At 37.8% G+C, this 17,736-nt stretch carries 16 protein-coding genes; 1 reads left to right on the top strand and 15 read right to left on the bottom strand.

All coding sequences use genetic code 11. The features are described from left to right. Window positions 1-74: 74 nt before the first annotated feature. The 5 genes from LG276_RS15530 to mce form a co-directional block, all read right to left on the bottom strand. Window positions 75-1,349, bottom strand: coding sequence for a DNA polymerase IV (locus tag LG276_RS15530; protein WP_224936039.1), 1,275 nt, complete (start codon window positions 1,347-1,349; stop codon window positions 75-77). A 47-nt stretch (window positions 1,350-1,396) separates the two neighbouring features. After that, the gene (locus LG276_RS15535) at window positions 1,397-1,873 is read right to left on the bottom strand and encodes a chemotaxis protein CheW (protein ID WP_224936038.1); all 477 of its coding nucleotides are present in this window, start codon (window positions 1,871-1,873) and stop codon (window positions 1,397-1,399) included. A gap of 601 nt (window positions 1,874-2,474) precedes the next feature. Further along, on the bottom strand, window positions 2,475-3,593 hold the full coding sequence (locus LG276_RS15540) for a M20/M25/M40 family metallo-hydrolase (protein WP_224936037.1): 1,119 nt from the start codon (window positions 3,591-3,593) through the stop codon (window positions 2,475-2,477). 133 nt (window positions 3,594-3,726) lie between these two features. After that, a complete protein-coding gene (locus LG276_RS15545; RefSeq protein WP_404292281.1) occupies window positions 3,727-5,277 on the bottom strand; it encodes an acyl-CoA carboxylase subunit beta in 1,551 nt (516 codons plus the stop codon). Further along, complete coding sequence (gene mce, locus LG276_RS15550; protein WP_224936035.1) at window positions 5,277-5,690, bottom strand: methylmalonyl-CoA epimerase; 414 nt, start codon at window positions 5,688-5,690, stop codon at window positions 5,277-5,279. Before mce ends, LG276_RS15545 begins: the two co-directional genes overlap by 1 nt. Before the next feature lie 188 nt (window positions 5,691-5,878). On the opposite strand from mce, the gene prli42 reads away from it, so the two are divergent. After that, window positions 5,879-5,956, top strand: coding sequence for a stressosome-associated protein Prli42 (prli42, locus tag LG276_RS15555; protein WP_218971988.1), 78 nt, complete (start codon window positions 5,879-5,881; stop codon window positions 5,954-5,956). A 90-nt stretch (window positions 5,957-6,046) separates the two neighbouring features. On the opposite strand, the gene LG276_RS15560 is transcribed toward prli42, so the two are convergent. From LG276_RS15560 to LG276_RS15605, 10 genes are all read right to left on the bottom strand, one after another. Further along, the gene (locus tag LG276_RS15560; RefSeq protein WP_224936207.1) at window positions 6,047-6,544 is read right to left on the bottom strand and encodes a L,D-transpeptidase; all 498 of its coding nucleotides are present in this window, start codon (window positions 6,542-6,544) and stop codon (window positions 6,047-6,049) included. A 35-nt stretch (window positions 6,545-6,579) separates the two neighbouring features. Then, complete coding sequence (locus LG276_RS15565) at window positions 6,580-7,575, bottom strand: aromatic acid exporter family protein (RefSeq protein WP_224936034.1); 996 nt, start codon at window positions 7,573-7,575, stop codon at window positions 6,580-6,582. Between the two features lie 379 nt (window positions 7,576-7,954). Continuing rightward, entirely contained in the window at window positions 7,955-8,815 is an 861-nt protein-coding gene (locus LG276_RS15570) for a manganese catalase family protein (protein WP_224936033.1), read from the bottom strand. A gap of 463 nt (window positions 8,816-9,278) precedes the next feature. Beyond that, window positions 9,279-10,001 (bottom strand): amino acid ABC transporter ATP-binding protein, encoded by a 723-nt coding sequence (locus LG276_RS15575; RefSeq protein WP_224936032.1) that lies wholly within the window; start codon window positions 9,999-10,001, stop codon window positions 9,279-9,281. Next, the gene (locus tag LG276_RS15580) at window positions 9,994-10,653 is read right to left on the bottom strand and encodes an amino acid ABC transporter permease (RefSeq protein WP_224936031.1); all 660 of its coding nucleotides are present in this window, start codon (window positions 10,651-10,653) and stop codon (window positions 9,994-9,996) included. Before LG276_RS15580 ends, LG276_RS15575 begins: the two co-directional genes overlap by 8 nt. 106 nt (window positions 10,654-10,759) lie before the next feature. After that, window positions 10,760-11,533 (bottom strand): transporter substrate-binding domain-containing protein, encoded by a 774-nt coding sequence (locus LG276_RS15585; RefSeq protein WP_404292283.1) that lies wholly within the window; start codon window positions 11,531-11,533, stop codon window positions 10,760-10,762. 294 nt (window positions 11,534-11,827) lie between these two features. Further along, entirely contained in the window at window positions 11,828-12,265 is a 438-nt protein-coding gene (locus LG276_RS15590; protein ID WP_224936029.1) for a BrxA/BrxB family bacilliredoxin, read from the bottom strand. 245 nt (window positions 12,266-12,510) lie between these two features. After that, a complete protein-coding gene (gene meaB / locus LG276_RS15595) occupies window positions 12,511-13,620 on the bottom strand; it encodes a methylmalonyl Co-A mutase-associated GTPase MeaB (RefSeq protein WP_404292285.1) in 1,110 nt (369 codons plus the stop codon). Between the two features lies 1 nt (window position 13,621). Then, window positions 13,622-15,781 carry a methylmalonyl-CoA mutase gene (gene scpA, locus LG276_RS15600; protein ID WP_281202287.1) on the bottom strand — a complete coding sequence of 720 codons (2,160 nt, stop codon included), beginning with the start codon at window positions 15,779-15,781 and terminating at the stop codon, window positions 13,622-13,624. Beyond that, window positions 15,778-17,547, bottom strand: coding sequence for a methylmalonyl-CoA mutase subunit beta (locus LG276_RS15605; protein WP_281202286.1), 1,770 nt, complete (start codon window positions 17,545-17,547; stop codon window positions 15,778-15,780). Before LG276_RS15605 ends, scpA begins: the two co-directional genes overlap by 4 nt. Window positions 17,548-17,736: the final 189 nt, after the last annotated feature.

A 17,736-nucleotide genomic window follows, 5' to 3' on the forward strand; every position in this document is an offset into this window, starting at 1 on the left:
TTTTGTTTTTAGATTCAACTTTTAAGATTTAAAAAACACCACAACAAGATCGTTTGTGGTGTACATATTTTCGCTTATTCTTTCTCTTTTTTTAATCGCTGTAAAAAATCTTTATTAAAGCTGGTTGATGTACCGATATTGGCTTTTTTCTTTTGTATAGCCTCAAGAGACGCTGCATGATCAACAATCGATGGGCCATACTTTTTCCTCAAACTTTCAATGGTTTGGTAAAGAGGCTCTTTTTTGGCGTCTTCTTCATAGTGAAATAAATCTAATTGTTTCACAGCTTGTCCTTTTTCGACAAGGTCCGTACCAGTTATGCCAAGCAACCGCACAGCATCACCACTCCAGTGTTTCATAAAGAGAGGCTGAGCCTGATTATAGATTTCTTCCACTGACTGAATAGCAAAACCGATTTTTTTGCTTCTCGTAATCGTATGGCGGTTTTTATAACGGATCATCACGCTTATACCAGTAGCATAGACTTTTTTTCGTTTTAGCCTCGTAGACACTTTAAAAGCGAGGTGATTCAACACTTCAAAAAGTTCTTTCTGCTTACTCATATCCCGCGGGAGTGTCGTTGAGTTACCTATACTTTTAAATTCCTCGGCAGCTTCTGGATCAACCGGACGTGAATCTATGCCATTTGCTCTATCTTTTAAACGCTCACCATTTATGCCTAATGTAGATTTTATCATGAACGTGTCTGCCTTCGCTAAATCACCAATCGTATAAATACGCATACTTTCAAGCTTCTCACTTGTCTTCTGACCAACACCATGCATTTCTTTTACAGGAAGAGGCCACAATTTACTAGGAACATCCCGTTTTCTTAATATTGTAATGCCAAGAGGCTTCTTCATATCAGAGGCCATTTTGGCTAAAAATTTATTTGGTGCAATGCCAATACTACAAGGTAAATCTAACTGCTCTTTTATACGGTTCTGAATAATTGAAGCCACTTCAATAGGGGTGCCAAACTGGTCGCTAGCAGTAATATCCATATATCCTTCATCAATAGAGACAGGCTCTACAAGATCTGAATAATGATTAAGCACTTCAAACATACCAATTGACGCTGCACGATACCTTTCAAAATTAGGGCGTAAAATAATTAACTGCGGACATAACCTTTTCGCTTCCCACAATGGCATCGTTGTTTTTACGCCAAATCTCCTTGCTTCATAGCTGCAAGTAACAATAATCCCTCTACGCTCCTCAGGATTTCCAGCAATAGCAATAGGCTTCCCCTTTAATGTCGGATCATAGGCCATTTCTACAGATGCATAAAAACTATTCATATCAACATGTAAAATCACTCGGCCGGCTTTAGGATACATTGAATTCACTTAAAGCACATCCTTTAGGTTTGTATCCTCCAATTATAGCAAATAGATTATAAAGCTGCCTCTGCTTCCTTAGCTTCTGTTATATATTCTGCAATGGAAACATTACCATCCAATGAGCTCACGAAGCGATGGCTGTCAATGATAGAAATTAATCTATTTTTAAAATTAGCAATTCCTTTTAAGTAGTCTAGACGAATATGTAAAAGAAGTCCTGGCTTTTCAATAAGACCTTCCGCTATATCAATAATCTCCTTCGTTTCCGCAACAAGTAAGCCGTATTCAAATTCTTCTCCTTGAATGATGATGATTCTTCTATCTTTACTTTCTTCAATCGCTCGATTATAAAATATCATTTCAATATCAAGAACCGGGACAAGGTGGCCCCGAGAACGTATCATACCTTTTACATAATGCGGGAGTTGTGGGACAGATGTAAAACCTTCTGCCCGTTCTATAGCAATGACCTGATCAATAGTAATCGCATACTCTTCCTGCCTACATCGAAACACAATATATTTATCCAAAAGATTCACTCCTTCTTTTGTTCATAGTAAAAATATATCATATATTAAGTAAAAAAGAAGAGAGAAGAGTAAGGACTATTTTCCTAATGGAGAATTATATCTTTGATAGGACTCTATCAGGCTCCTCCCAACATTTTCACTGAATTCTATGAGGATATTCATTTATGTCCATGTTAATTCTAACGATGTACAATTTTGGGTTATTTAAGAAAGTACAAATATGTACTACGGGAATAAATAACCTCAATTTCATCTATTTTCTAGTGATTTTTGTACAAAAACGTGACTCGTGCATCCCTCTAACTTATCCTTTGGCTTTTGCCAGTTAACATGATGTACTCCAATCTTTCTTCTTTTTGAATTGAACGAGCACACCCCATTTGCTCATATATCTTTCTAATCATCAGCAAAGATTTGCTGTGTATGAAAGTTATCCGTCCAACTCATTCTGCTACTTTTCTTCTCATTGATGTTCACCAAAACCCCTCTCAGAATAATTTTTCATCCACAAAAAAGAAAGCCGCTAGCACAAATAAAAGTGTGCTCTGCGGCTTTCAAGGTTGGCCTTACTTGAGCTGTAGCTATGCTCTATCATGAGGATTTAAGCTGCTACTTCCTCGATAATTGCTATTACCATTTCAGCTAACTTATTGAGCTCTTCGATTGACATTCTTTCGTTCGTTGTGTGAATTTCTTCATAACCAACTGCCAAGTTTACTGTAGGAATATCAAATCCAGCAATAATGTTGGCATCACTGCCACCACCGCTATGCAATAATTCCGGTTTACGCCCTACTTTTTCCGCTGCCTTTTTGGCAACTTCGACAACATGGTCACCGTCTGCAAATTTGAATCCTGGGTACATCACTTCAATATTAACTTCTGCTCTGCCACCCATTTCTTCTGCTGCACTTTCAAATGCTGCTTTCATTTTCTCAACTTGCGCTTCCATTTTTTCAGCAATGAGAGAGCGTGCTTCCGCAAGAACGTCGACATGATCACATACGATATTCGTTTGTTTTCCGCCTTCAAAGCGACCGATATTGGCTGTTGTTTCTTCATCAATTCTACCTAAAGGCATTCTAGAAATCGCTTTTGATGCCATCGTGATTGCAGAAATACCTTTTTCTGGTGCTACTCCAGCATGTGCCGTTTTGCCAATCATCGTTGCTCTCACTTTCGCTTGTGTCGGCGCAGCAACAATAATATTACCTACTTTTCCATCGCTATCAAGAGCGTAGCCGAATTTTGCTTGAATGAGAGAAGAGTCTAATGCTTTTGCACCAACTAGTCCAGATTCTTCACCAACAGTAATAATAAATTGGATTGTACCGTGAACAATATTTTGCTCTTTAAGTACTTTGACGATTTCAAGCATTACCGCTAACCCAGTCTTATCATCAGCACCTAAAATCGTTGTGCCATCTGTTACTACATAACCATCCTGAATTGAAGGTTTGACCCCGATACCAGGTACAACTGTATCCATATGAGATGTGAAATAAATAGGGTCAACGCCTTCTTTATTTCCTTGAAGTGTACAAATTAAGTTGCCCGCTCCATGCCCCGTCACTGCAGTCGTATCATCTTCAAATACTTCTACTCCAATGTCACGGAATTTCTTTTTCAATACTTTTGCAATCTGTGCTTCATCCTTTGTTTCAGAATCAATTTGCACAAGTTCTAAAAACTCATTTAACAGTCTTTCTTCATTAATCATCCGTCAATAACCTCCAAATTTCACGAGCCTTATTATGCTTTTAAACAGTTCTCTTCAACACTAATTAGTATACTCCTAACGAAACTTATCAGCAAATAAAGAATGTTTTATAGAAAATTTGACTTCTATCTTTCTATAAAGGCATATTCCCGTGCTTTTTAAACGGGCGTGTTTCCTTTTTATTTTTTAACATATCTAATGCCTGGATAATTTTTATTCTTGTTTCTCTTGGATCAATGACATCATCTACCATACCACGACTGGCTGCGACATATGGGTTGGCAAATTTTTCACGATACTCTTCTATTTTTTGCGCTCTCGTTTGTTCAGGATTTTCACTCGTGGCAATCTCCTTAGCAAAAATAATGTTAGCTGCCCCTTGAGGGCCCATGACAGCCACCTCAGCGTTTGGCCAAGCAAAAACCAAGTCTGCCCCTATAGATTTACTATTCAACGCTACATAAGCCCCTCCATATGCTTTTCGCAGTATGACGGTTAACTTAGGTACCGTCGCTTCTGAATAGGCATAAAGAATTTTTGCGCCATGACGAATAATTCCCCCATGTTCTTGCTTAATCCCAGGAAAGAACCCAGTAACGTCCTCAAAAGTCACTAATGGGATATTGAATGAGTCACAGAAACGAATAAAGCGAGCTGCTTTGTCAGATGAATCAATATCTAACCCGCCAGCCATCACTTTAGGTTGATTACAAACAAGTCCAATTGATTCGCCCTTTATCCTCGCTAAGCCAACAACAGTATTCTTGGCAAAATCAGGTTGCACCTCTAAGAAAGAATCAGCATCCACCACTTGATCAATTACCTTGCGAACATCATAAGGTCTAATTGCATCAAATGGAATAATATCCGTTAAATCTGGTCGATAGTCATCTGTTGATTCATCTGCTTTTCTTGGTGCGCGCTCTTCATTGTTTTGCGGGAGATAACTTAATAAATCCCGAACTTGCGCAATAACCTCTTCCTCTGTCTTTCCTTTAAAGTGGGCATTGCCACTAATCGTATTATGTACATTTGCTCCACCTAAATCTTCTGCCGTAATTTTTTCTCCAGTAACGGTCTCAATCACTTTTGGCCCTGTAATGAACATTTGGCTCGTATTCTCGACCATAAAAACAAAGTCGGTAATAGCTGGCGAATAAACAGCCCCACCTGCACACGGACCTAGAATAACAGATATTTGCGGGATAACACCTGAATAAATTGAATTTCTATAAAAAATCTGTCCGTATCCATCTAAAGAAACGACACCTTCTTGAATACGTGCACCACCGGAATCATTTAAGCCAATAAACGGAGCTCCGTTCTCTGCGGCTAAGTCCATAACATTCGCAATTTTTTTTGCATGCATTTCCCCTAGTGCACCACCAAAAACGGTAAAGTCCTGTGAGAAAAGAAAGATCGGACGCCCGTTCACTTTTCCATAACCAGTAATAACCCCATCACCAGGCCCTTTTTGTTTATCTAAACCAAAATCATTGCTACGGTGTTCAATGAACGGGTTTAATTCCACAAATGTGCCAGCATCGACTAATAAAGCAATTCTTTCTCTTGCTGTTAGTTTTCCTTTTTCATGCTGTTTTTCAATTCTTTCGTCTCCGCCACCAAGCTCTACTTCTCTTCTACGATCATAAAGTTCGTTAATTTTTTCATAGATGTCTGCCATTAGCTTGTCATTCCCTTCTTTTCACATAATTCATATAAAACACTGCCAGTTGATTTAGGATGCATGAAGGCTACACTCGCTCCACCTGCACCCATTTTTGGCTGATCTTGAATCATTTGAATGCCTTTTGTTTTCATTTCTTCGATTCTCTCTTGAATAGAATGGACGCCTAATGCCACATGATGAAGACCTTCTCCCCTTTTAGCGATAAACTTCGCTACAGCGCTTTCATCTGTTTGCGGCTCTAATAACTCAAGCTTCATCTCCCCAATTTGAATAAAAGCTACTTTAATGCCTTCACTCTTCACTTCTTCAATTCCTAACAAAGGTAATTGCAATGTTTCCGTATAAAAAGGTAATGATTGCGCTAATGATCGAACAGCGATACCAATATGATCAATTTTTTTGATCAACGAAACCCCCCCTATTCTATCTATTTAAAAATATCATTATTTTCTAACTATATATAATTATAATAATTTTCCACGAATATGTCGAATATACAAGAAAAAAACTCTATGTTGTTCAAATGAGAAAATCCTAGTAAAATAAAGAGGAATACCACTCAAGGAGAGGGTGAAAGAAATTGCCGAAAAAAACAATGAAGATCATAGTCTATTTGATGATTTTCGTTATGCTTGCATCGACACTTCTAATGGGTCTAACGATGTTCTTCTAATATAAAATTAAAAAAGCATGGAACTACTTGAAGCTTAACAAGAAAAAGGACGGCTCAGCACTCGGAAATTCCGAATGTTGAGCCGTCCTTTTATAATGCGCCATATTTTTTCGCTAATTGTTCTGTGGTTTCATCAGTTGAAACAATTAATATTTTCGTTCCAATAGGAATTCTCTCAAATAAAGCTTCAACATGGTCATTCTTCAGGCGAATACAGCCATTAGAGACATAGTGACCAATCGTCTCTGGGTCATTGGTGCCGTGAATGCCATAAATTCTTCCATCTGTCTCTTTCGCATCAAAACCTATCCAGCGTGTGCCTAACGGGTTATTTTTCTTTCCACCTGGGATATCTTTTTTTCGATAATAAGGATTTTCCGCTTTTACTATAATCGTAAACATCCCCTCTGGCGTTAAGCTATCAGTCTTTCCTGTAGCCACATGAACAACCTGTTGAACCTCCCTATTATCAATAAAAGTTAGCTCATTTGTGCGCTTATTTACAATCACGAAAGGATCTCCCGGTAACGGGTTTGGGCCAATGGGCCAAAGTGGAGAAATCATTAACACTAGAAAAAGATGACTCATCACATTTAGCAATAGAATCACATCCTTTTTTCCCTTTATTGTTCTCCAGTGGCCGTATTTTGATACAAGCTCTTGCTTCCTTTTAACCCCGCAAATTGACTTTTGATAAAGAGATATTCTTCCATTTCTTTAATAAAATAAAGTAAATCCGCGCGTGCTTCAAATTCTTCTCTTGTTTGTGGTAATGGCATTTCAGCAAATTGGGCCCGCATTTGTTGTAACTTATCGATGAAGAGACTGGCCGTGTTTCCTGGATGGATATGTTCGGATAAATCCTCAATAAAATCAGCTATCATCTCTGCTTGCTCAACATTTTCATCAATCGCCGTCACAACTGGCAAAACATGCTCAATGATTTCAAATTGTTTCTCTCTCATTTTGAAATAACTATAATAGAGACTCTCGTTCCTTAATACATGATTTTCCACTTCTCTGAATGCTAATGCTTTTGCTTCTTCAATTAATTGATACGTCTCCGTGATTTCCTTACCATCCCAAGTGCTTTCGTTTGTTCTTAAATAGATGACAATTTCATCAAAAATCAGTTTGAAATTTTGTTCAATTTCTACTTGATATTCCTTTAATTTCACGTCAAGGCTAGGCATGTATAAATTGGCTAATAATGCAATGCCAACCCCAATGATAATAATTCCTACCTCATTTAAAATCAGTCCCACTGTCACTTGTTCAGCTGAATAAATATGTAGAATAATAACGGAACTTGTAACAATTCCATCGCTAGCTTTGAACATTACCGCTAATGGAATAAACACAAGTAAGACGATACCAATAACTAATGGATGATAGGCAAGTATTTCAAAGAGTAGAGACGCAACAAATATAGCAATGAAACACGCGAATATCCGATCCCATGAAGCACGCAAGGAATCTTTTTTTGTCACCTTCACACATAAAATCGTTAAAATACCGGCGGAGACATAATTCTCCAAACCAAGCATTTGCGCAATCATAATAGCAAGAGTTGCTCCGACTGCCGTTTTCACTGTTCTATAGCCTATTCTAAATTTCATCTTATTACTCCTCGTATGTTCATCATGCTAGAGCATCAAGTACGTATCGTTCTCGTTTATCTACTTTAGTGAATTTTCGTTTTTTTTATTGCCCTGATAACAATACTTTCTCTTATAACCAAAGCCCAGAAAATAATTGATGATAACACACCAACCACAATACGAAAGAATATCACACTAGCTAACATGATATTTCTTATTATTATACAATAATCACATTCTAATAATGAAAAAATAAGATATAAAAAGGGAAAAGGTCTTTACCTCCCAAAAATATGAAGATAAAGACCCTTTTCTATTCCCTTAGGAGTTATTTATTGTTTCAATCTCTTCCTAAAGGCGTCTTTCTTTTCCTGGAAACCTTTGGCGCGCAAAAAGTTTAATATAAACTAGGTGGTATTTGATCATCTCTACCCTTCATTACTGACGGTGGAGTATTAAATATATAATCTGGTGCAGGTTTTAATTTCGGTTTTTTTGCAAAAGGGACAGGGTTTTCCACATAGTTAAAAGTACCCAGCTTATCCATACTCGGTCCATGTGCCCATCTTCCTTCTGCACTTTCATTCCCTTCTGAAAAATTAAATAAGGTATAAGATACTTCTTGTTTTTCAAGTTCTCTCGGAAAAGTACTTGGTACAACGACATTTTCTTTTTCTTCCAATTCTTTAATAGCAGCAATCCATTGATTTTGATGCATCGTATCTCTAGCAAGAAGCCAAGAAAGCATATCTTTCACACCTTTATCATTTGTCGCAGCATATAAACGTGCAACTTGTAACCTTCCTTGTGATTCTGCATTTAAATTAGCTCTAAAATCAGCAAGTAAATTACCGCTAGCAATAATATAATCTGCTGACCACCGTTTTCCGTTACTATCAGCTGGCATTGCACCTAATCCCGAGACAATGGCATGCTGAGGATTCATTCCTCCTAGAATAGCCCCAATAATAGGATCTTTAGCAGCTGCTTCTAAGTCTCCTACTGGTGCTCCATCTAATAAGCGAGCAACCATTGTTGCTAACATCTCTATATGTGCTAACTCCTCAGCACCAGTATCCATTAATAAATCTTTATATTTCCCATTGCCTCTAACGTTCCAACCTTGAAAGAGATATTGTAGCGCAACTGATATTTCTCCAAACTGCCCTCCAATTACTTCTTGCAGTTGTCGAGCGAAGACTGGGTCAGGTCTTTCTGGTTTTGCATGATATTGTAATTCTTTTATATGATAAAACATAGACATTACTCCTAATATTTTATTTATAACACTGTAGTATATTTAGCAAAAATGATTAGGTGTCTGTACTTTAAATACAATATTATTACATCAAGCTCTATGTTAAGTGAATATGAATATGGGAAAACGACCCTTAAACTTTATCACCAGCAAACACTCTTAAAACTTTTCAATGATTCACATATAAAGTACAAATGGATTTTTACATATTAATCAACAAATGATCAAAGAAGAGCTCACTTGTAGTGATACACAAAAGTCTTACCAACCTGATAAAGTAGATGTTCTTCAGGGAATACGTGCAATAGTTCAACTTCATTTTTGCTTAGTTGTTCTTGTATTGAAAAATAACTAATTGATCATAAATTCACCGCACTAAATTTCATAGAACTAGTTGACGTTGAAAATAAAAAAGGCTGCTGAGACTAGACATTCTCAACAGCCCTAGATGGGTTTTTTTCGCTTATAACACTTTTTGTAAGAAATCTTGCGCACGCGAAGACTTAGGATTGGAAAAGAATTCGTTAGGCGGAGCATCTTCAACTAACACGCCACCATCTAGAAATAATACGCGATCCGCCACCTCACGCGCAAACCCCATTTCATGGGTAACAATAGCCATTGTCATACCTGAATGTGCGAGTGTTTTCATTACATCTAACACTTCTTTTACCATTTCAGGATCTAGTGCTGAGGTTGGTTCATCAAATAGCATAATTTCTGGGTTCATCGCAAGGGCGCGAGCAATTGCTACCCGCTGCTTTTGCCCCCCTGATAATTTGTTAGGATACTCCTGCGCTTTTACAGCTAATCCGACTTTTTCTAGTAATTTCATAGCGTTCTTTTCCGCTTCTGATTTTGTTATTTTTTTCACCTTTAATGGTGCATAAGTTAAATTCTCCAAAACAGTCATATGAGGGAATAAATGGAAATGCTGAAACACCATCCCTACATTTTGTCGGACTTTTAATATATCTGTTTGTCGATCGGTAATATCCTCATCTTTAATCCATATCTTCCCGTTTGTTGGCTCTTCCAATTTATTAATACAACGCAAAAAAGTGGATTTACCTGAACCAGATGGACCAATGATAGCAACGACTTCACCATTATTTATCTGTGTTGAAATACCTTTTAGCACTTCATTCTTCCCGAAGGATTTATGCAATTTTTCCACTTTAATCACTGGATCTCAACCGCCCTTCAACTAGTTTGCCTAAGAATGTGAGTATCGTTACTAAGATATAGTAAATGATTCCGGCAAGAAGGAGTGGTTCCATAAATTGATACTGATTCGCTCCTACTTGATACGCTCGTCTCATCACATCCATTACCCCAATTGTCGTCACAAGGGCAGATTCTTTCGTTAATGTAATGAATTCATTCATAAGCGCAGGTAAAATGTTCTTCATTGCTTGTGGGAGAATAATATTTATCATTGTCGGACGATACGGAACGCCTAAAGCCATTGCTGCTTCTTGCTGTCCTTTATCAATTGCTTGTATGCCTGCACGAATAATCTCAGAAATATAAGCGGCCGAGTTCAATGCAAATCCGATAATGGCTGCTGTTACACCCTCTATTTGAAAGCCTAGTACTTGTGGTGAGCCAAAATAAATAATCATCAATTGTAGAATTAATGGCGTACCTCTAAAAACGGAAGTATAAGCATTTGCTAGCCAATTTAATAGCTTCATTTTACTAATCTTACATAAAGAAAGGATAATTCCTAATAAAAACCCTAAAATACCCGCTAAACATACAATCTGTAGTGTGACACCGAGCCCTTGTAAAATGAAAGGTAGAGAAGGGAGGACAGAGGTAAAATCTAAATTCATATAGTGCCATTCCTCTCAGTAATTAATATTTGAAATTCATTTGATCCACCCATTGAAGGGAAAAAACGTCCAGAAGGTTTTTTCCCTTCTGAACGTTGATTTGGGTTTATTGTTCAGAGAACCACTTTGTGATAATGTCCTCGATTTCCCCGTTATCAATCATTTCTTGTAAGGCTTTATTAAATTCTTCTGTTAGCTCACTACCTTTTGGTAAAGCAATCGCATAGCCGCCGTCAGCATCCTCAATCGTTACACCAGCTAAATCTTTCTCTTTTTCAAGAAAGCCTTGTGCAACTGTATCTTCAATAATGGCTGCTTCAAAGCGACCTGCTTTAATCTCTTGAATGATCTCAGGAATACGATTACGGCTTTCAACCTTCATATCTATCTCTTCAGCTAAATCATTTGCTTTTGTCTCTTGAATAGAACCTAATTGTACACCAACTGTTTTTCCTTCTAAATCTTCAGCTGTTTCAATCCCGCTACCTTCTTTAGAGATAATCATATGTTTAGAAGTATAGTAGATTTCAGTAAAGTCAACATTCTCTTTTCTTTCATCCGTTGCAGACATGGCTGATGCAACAAAATCAACTTGTTCGGAGTTAAGTGCTTGAATCAGTCCACCAAAATCCATATCTTTAATTTCTAAATTGTACCCTAGCTTTTCAGTCACTGCTTTTGCGATATCAGCATCAACCCCAATAATTTCCTCTCCTTGTGCTGTATCGATATATTCAAATGGTGGATAATCAGCTGACGTACCCATTACTAATGTTTTTTTATCGCTATCGCCACCAGCTTCTTCACTTGATCCACATGCAGCTAAAAACCCTCCAATTAATACCAATAACACACTTAAAAGTATCCATTGCTTCTTCACGGTCTTTCCTCCTAAAAATTATATAGTATGAAAATAAATTTCGTTTCTAATCAATTAATATTTATTCATCTAGATGTATTTTAACACATATGTATGAATATGCAATGATATATTTGCATAATTATATTTTTTTGATTTTTCTAACTAATTTTTAGTATAAAGGAAGGAATTGTATATGAAAAGAAAAATTTTACTAGTTTTCATTTCTCTAGTAAAAAATGGTAGGAGTGTTACATGCAAAAAAAAGAATAACCGTACGGAACGGCTATTCTTTTCCATGATAAAATAATGATATTATACTTCTTCACAATGTTCTTCGAATGATGCTTGAAGCTTTTGAACAACTGCCATTGGATCGTGTCCCTCAATATCATGGCGTTCAACCATCGTAATAATTTCTCCATCTTTTAACAAAGCAAAGGAAGGTGAAGATGGTGGAAAACCTGTGAAATATGAACGCGCTTCAGCAGTTGCTTCTTTATCCTGACCAGCAAATACTGTTACTAAATGATCAGGGCGCTTATCATAATGAATAGAGTGTGCTGCAGCCGGACGAGCAATTCCCCCTGCGCACCCACAAACAGAGTTAACCATTACGAGCGTTGTTCCTTTTTTATCTAATGCTTCTTTCACATCGTCTGCTGTTCTTAACTCTGTATATCCTGCATGAACGATTTCTTTACGAGCTTGTTGCACAACATCATTCATAAACAAATTAAAATCCATACTCATGATTTCATTCCCCCTAAAGAATAATTAGGATCAAAGTGTCCTTATACGTTTTATTCATTTACGTATAATTATATCATACCAAGGTCGTGAGTTTTTTTACAGTATAGAAACTTTTATCTTTGAGTTTTAAATGAAAAATTTTGGGGTAACATACAATATATAACCCTCCCCCTGGGTGTTCCTGCTAGTAAAGCAGGCTTATATATACTAGAACTGCCCCTATCACGGTGAAGGGGCAGCTTTTTTTATTCTCTTGTATACTGCCTAAAAAGTTCCTCGACAACCGCTGTTACGGTTCGGTTACCTGCAATCACATCATTTTCAATTTTAGGCAGCATTTCTTTCACGACAGGTGAACCAAAAAAACGATAATGAAGTTGATCTGTGATCATGGAATAAATCCATTCTTTCGCTTGTTCTCTTCTTCTCTGCTCGAAGACACCAGAAGTTTGTGTATTGGCAATAAATTGTTGAATCACTTCCCACACTTCTTTTATACCTTCTTCATAAAGGGAAGAACAAACATAAGCCCTAGATGGCCATCCTTTCGTTGCAGGTTGAAGGAAATGAAGAATCTTTTCATATTCAGCTTTCGTTTTTTGGGCTGCATGTTTATTTTCCCCATCTGCTTTATTAACGATAATCGTGTCTGCTAACTCCATAATTCCTTTTTTCATTCCTTGCAGTTCGTCACCAGCTCCAGTTAAAACAAGGAGCATGAAGAAATCAACCATATCACGTACAATCACTTCGCTTTGACCAACACCGACCGTTTCAACTAAGATGACATCAAAACCAGCCGCTTCACATAAGATCATCGTTTCTCTTGTTTTGCGATGGACACCACCTAGTTTTCCTGATGTTGGTGATGGTCGTATAAATGCGAGAGGATTTCTGGCGAGTTGCTCCATTCTCGTTTTATCACCAAGAATACTACCACCACTTAATTTTGAACTAGGGTCAACAGCCAAAACAGCTACTTTTGCCCCTAACTCATTACATAAAAATGAACCAAAAGATTCTATAAAAGTACTTTTCCCTGCACCAGGCACCCCAGTAATGCCAATACGAATAGATTGATTCGCATGTGGTAAAACTCTATGCAATAACTCTTGAGCTCCTTGAAAATGATGCTCAGCATTACTCTCTATTAAAGTAATAGCACGAGCAAGTGCACTTCGGTTACCTTCTAATAAGCCTTTTTCCAGATCATCGATGGGTAGTGAGGTTTCTTTTTTCTTTTTAAAGTTACTTCCTCTTGTCAGAGACGAAAAACTGGATGAGAAGTCACCATCCTGAACAGAATCTGTAAAACCTTCATTAGACGGCCTTCCACGCTTCTTATATGTGTCCATATTAATTCGTCACTTCCTCATAGCCTAGACGATGATAAATCTCTCTTATTACCTTTTGCGCAGCCACTGGAATGACGGTTCCTGGTCCAAAGATAGCAGATGCACCATTAGCAAGCAAATACTCATAATCTTGCGGTGGAATTACGCCACCTACTACAACTAAAATATCTTCACGCCCTAGCTTTTTTAACTCAGCCACTAATTGTGGTAACAATGTTTTATGACCAGCAGCAAGAGAACTAAACCCAACCACATGCACATCATTTTCGACTGCCTGTATCGCTGTTTCCTCTGGCGTTTGAAATAGTGGCCCAATATCCACATCAAATCCCAAATCTGCAAAGGCTGTAGAAATGACTTTCGCTCCTCTATCATGTCCATCCTGTCCCATTTTAGCAATTAAAATACGAGGTCTTCTCCCCTCATTTTGTAAAAATTCATCAGCCATTGCCTTTACTTCATTTATTTCCTCTTCATTAGAAAAATGGGAGCTATATACACCACTTATAGAACGGATCATCGCTTTATGTCGTTTAGCGACCAATTCAATACTATCAGATATTTCTCCTAAAGATGCCCGCACCCGTGCAGCCTGAACGGATAAAGCTAAAAGATTTCCTTCACCTGTCTCAGCTGCTCTCGTAATAGCTGCAAGCGCTTCTTTCACCTTATCTTCATCTCTTGTCGCTCTTAAATGCTCTAAGCGTTCTATTTGCTTTAACCGTACTGCGGTATTATCAATATTTAGAATATCTAGAGGCTCCTCCTGCTCAAGACGGTATTTATTCACACCAATGATTGTTTCTTTATTCGAATCTATCTGTGCCTGCCTTCTTGCAGCCGCCTCCTCAATCCTCATTTTTGGTAATCCTGTTTCAATCGCTTTAGCCATTCCGCCAAGTTCTTCAATTTCCTCAATATGCGCCCAAGCTTTCTCTACCAACTCATTTGTTAGACTTTCTACATAATAAGAACCGCCCCAAGGATCGATAACATTGGTTATGCCTGTTTCCTCTTGTAAAAATAATTGTGTATTGCGCGCAATCCTTGCTGAGAAATCGGTTGGTAAGGCAATCGCTTCATCTAGTGCATTTGTGTGTAATGATTGTGTATGTCCCATCGCTGCTGCATGCGCTTCTATCAAAGTTCTTGTCACATTATTGTATGGATCTTGTTCAGTTAAACTCCAACCGGAAGTTTGCGAGTGTGTTCTTAACGCCATGGATTTCGGGTTTTTAGGTGAAAAGTTTTTCATCATCTTTGCCCATATCAGTCTAGCCGCTCTCATCTTTGCCACTTCCATAAAATAGTTCATCCCAATTGCCCAAAAAAAGGATAATCTAGGAGCAAAAGAATCGATATCAATCCCTGCTTTCATCCCTGTACGCACATATTCAAGACCATCTGCGAGCGTGTATGCTAATTCTATATCTGCAGGCGCACCTGCTTCTTGCATATGATAACCAGATATACTGATACTATTAAATTTAGGCATATAATGTGAAGTATACTCAAATATGTCTGCAATGATTTTCATTGACATCTCAGGTGGATAAATATAGGTGTTCCTCACCATATACTCTTTAAGGATATCGTTTTGAATCGTTCCCGCAAGCTTTTCCTGGCTCACTCCCTGCTCTTCAGCCGTGACAATATAAAACGCCATAATCGGTAAAACTGCTCCATTCATTGTCATGGAGACTGACATTTGGTCTAAAGGAATGCCATCAAACAGGATTTTCATATCTAAAATACTATCAATGGCTACGCCTGCTTTTCCGACATCGCCAACCACTCGCGGATGATCGGAATCATAGCCACGATGTGTGGCAAGATCGAAAGCGACTGAAAGTCCTTTTTGCCCCATCGCTAAATTACGACGATAGAACGCATTACTTTCTTCCGCTGTTGAAAACCCAGCATATTGCCTAACTGTCCAAGGTCTATTAACATACATCGTTGGATATGGACCGCGTGTGTAAGGTGCGATTCCTGGCATATCATCGAGGTGTTCCATCGATGTTAGATCATTATGGGAATAAACGGATTTAATATTTATACTTTCATTTGTTTCAAACAAATCATGATGGATTTTATCAGGTTGTTGCGCTTTGACACCCTCATCAAATAATTTTACTTTTGTAAAATCAGGTTTGGTCATTTCACTTCACCCTCCCAATCTTCCACAATGGTGCTTAGTATATGGTAGCAATCACTTTTCATATGGAGAAACTCGGTGATGCCCGCCTCTTTCCAACATTTTTGTTCCTCTACTGTAGGATGACCGGCCAAATATAGTTTAAATATTCTTTGTTTCTCTGTCATTATTACCTTCACAGCAGTTAAAAGATCATCATCATATTGATCGTTTGCACCACAAATCACGTAATGAGATAAACGATTATTTTCTATTTGTTCCTTAAGGTTCTCTGTATGCATAATTGGAATAAAATGAGACCGAATACCACCTGGAGCTAAAAAGCCGTTTACAAAATCCATACGTGGCTTATGCTTTTTTAAATCTCCAAGACATAATAAGCCCACCTGAATATCAACGCCACTCGCCTTCATCATTTCTACTTGATAGCGCAGCTTTTCATATGGAATGGATAAGCGGTTGCCTAGCGTCACTGCATTCTGCAGCGGTGATTCATCTAAATTCGCATATTTGTTCGTGCCAACAATACTTTGCTTTCGCGTATAAATATCAGCTAGCCGCTTTTTTTGCACTTGCGTAATCTGTTCTTGAATCCAACCTGTCTCGATGGCACCTTCCATACCGCCTTGATTTTCTATTGCTAAAAATAAATCCCAAGCTCTTTCAGCAATTTGATTCGTCATTGTTTCAATATAATAAGAGCCTCCTGCCGGATCAACGACTTTATTTAAATGCGCTTCTTCCCTTAAAATCAATTGGGTATTTCGAGCAATTCGATTCGCAGTAAAAGAGGAGGCTTCACTAGGTTCATTAAATGGTGAGACGTGTAAATAATTGATCCCACCTAGTATGGCTGCAAAGGCCTCATTCCCTGCCCGTAAAAGATTGACATAAGGGTCGTACAATGTTTTCGTAAATGGTGATGTTTGAGCAGAAATGGTCATGTTCATTAGCTTCTCATTTAGTCCGTATGCTTCTAAAACTTTAGACCATAGGATTTTTGCCGCTCTTAATTTACTGATTTCCGTAAAAAATTGGGCGCCAATGGAAAAATGAAACACGACCTTATCTACTATTTCTTCTATAGAGAAGTCTTCGCTGAGCAAGCGCTCAATATGAGAAACAGCAGAAGCAATGGCAATGGCCAGTTCTTGAATAGCATTTGCACCTAGTTCATGATATATGGTCGTATGAATTAAAATGGTTTTTAGCTTAGGTGAGGAATTTTTCGCATGTACAATTGCTTCCAACCAATCATTATCGTAACCTTTACTATTATTCATTAAACTGGCTAACGGATCTTTCCCAATAAACCCTTTCGAATTTTGCTGACCAATCGTCTTGTATAAATCGAGTAAAGAATTTTCCGTCATTAAACAAAATGGATATTCTTCTAAGCCTTCAACAATCTCTGCTACTTCTGAAAGCTTGTAAAGATCAGGGTTAAATGAAATGGCTGATTGTCCTTTATTTAATTCTTCTAATAATTGTCTTTTCATTTCTTTTGCCGATGTAGAAGAAAGCCGCTGCGAGACGTTCCATGGTTCTTCAAGATATCCTGAAGAGGTATACCCTCGACGAAAGTCTGAACTTCCTGGAAGTGGATTTTGGATAGGTGAAGGTAAATCTTCTCGTGAATAAAGCGGTTTCAATTTAATCCCTTCATAAGTGACTGTTGATAAACGGTCGATGGACCCACCCTTTAATGATTCCTCTGCTTTCTCCTGCCAATCGCGTAAAGTCGGCTTTGCAAATGTCTCATTTTTCATTTTATTTAAATTCATAAAATATCTGTCTAAAAAAGACAGGACCTCCCCTCATCATAGCGATCAAAACATTAATAAAATTCTAATAAATCTTAATTTTATTGTAGTATAGATAGGAAAAAGCTGCAATCTTTTGTAGAATTCCATCAATTTATTCATCTAGATATACATTATCTATGGGGTGATTTATTG

Origin of the sequence: Cytobacillus kochii (genome assembly GCF_044790165.1) — a bacterium.
Lineage (GTDB): Bacteria > Bacillota > Bacilli > Bacillales > Cytobacillaceae > Cytobacillus > Cytobacillus kochii.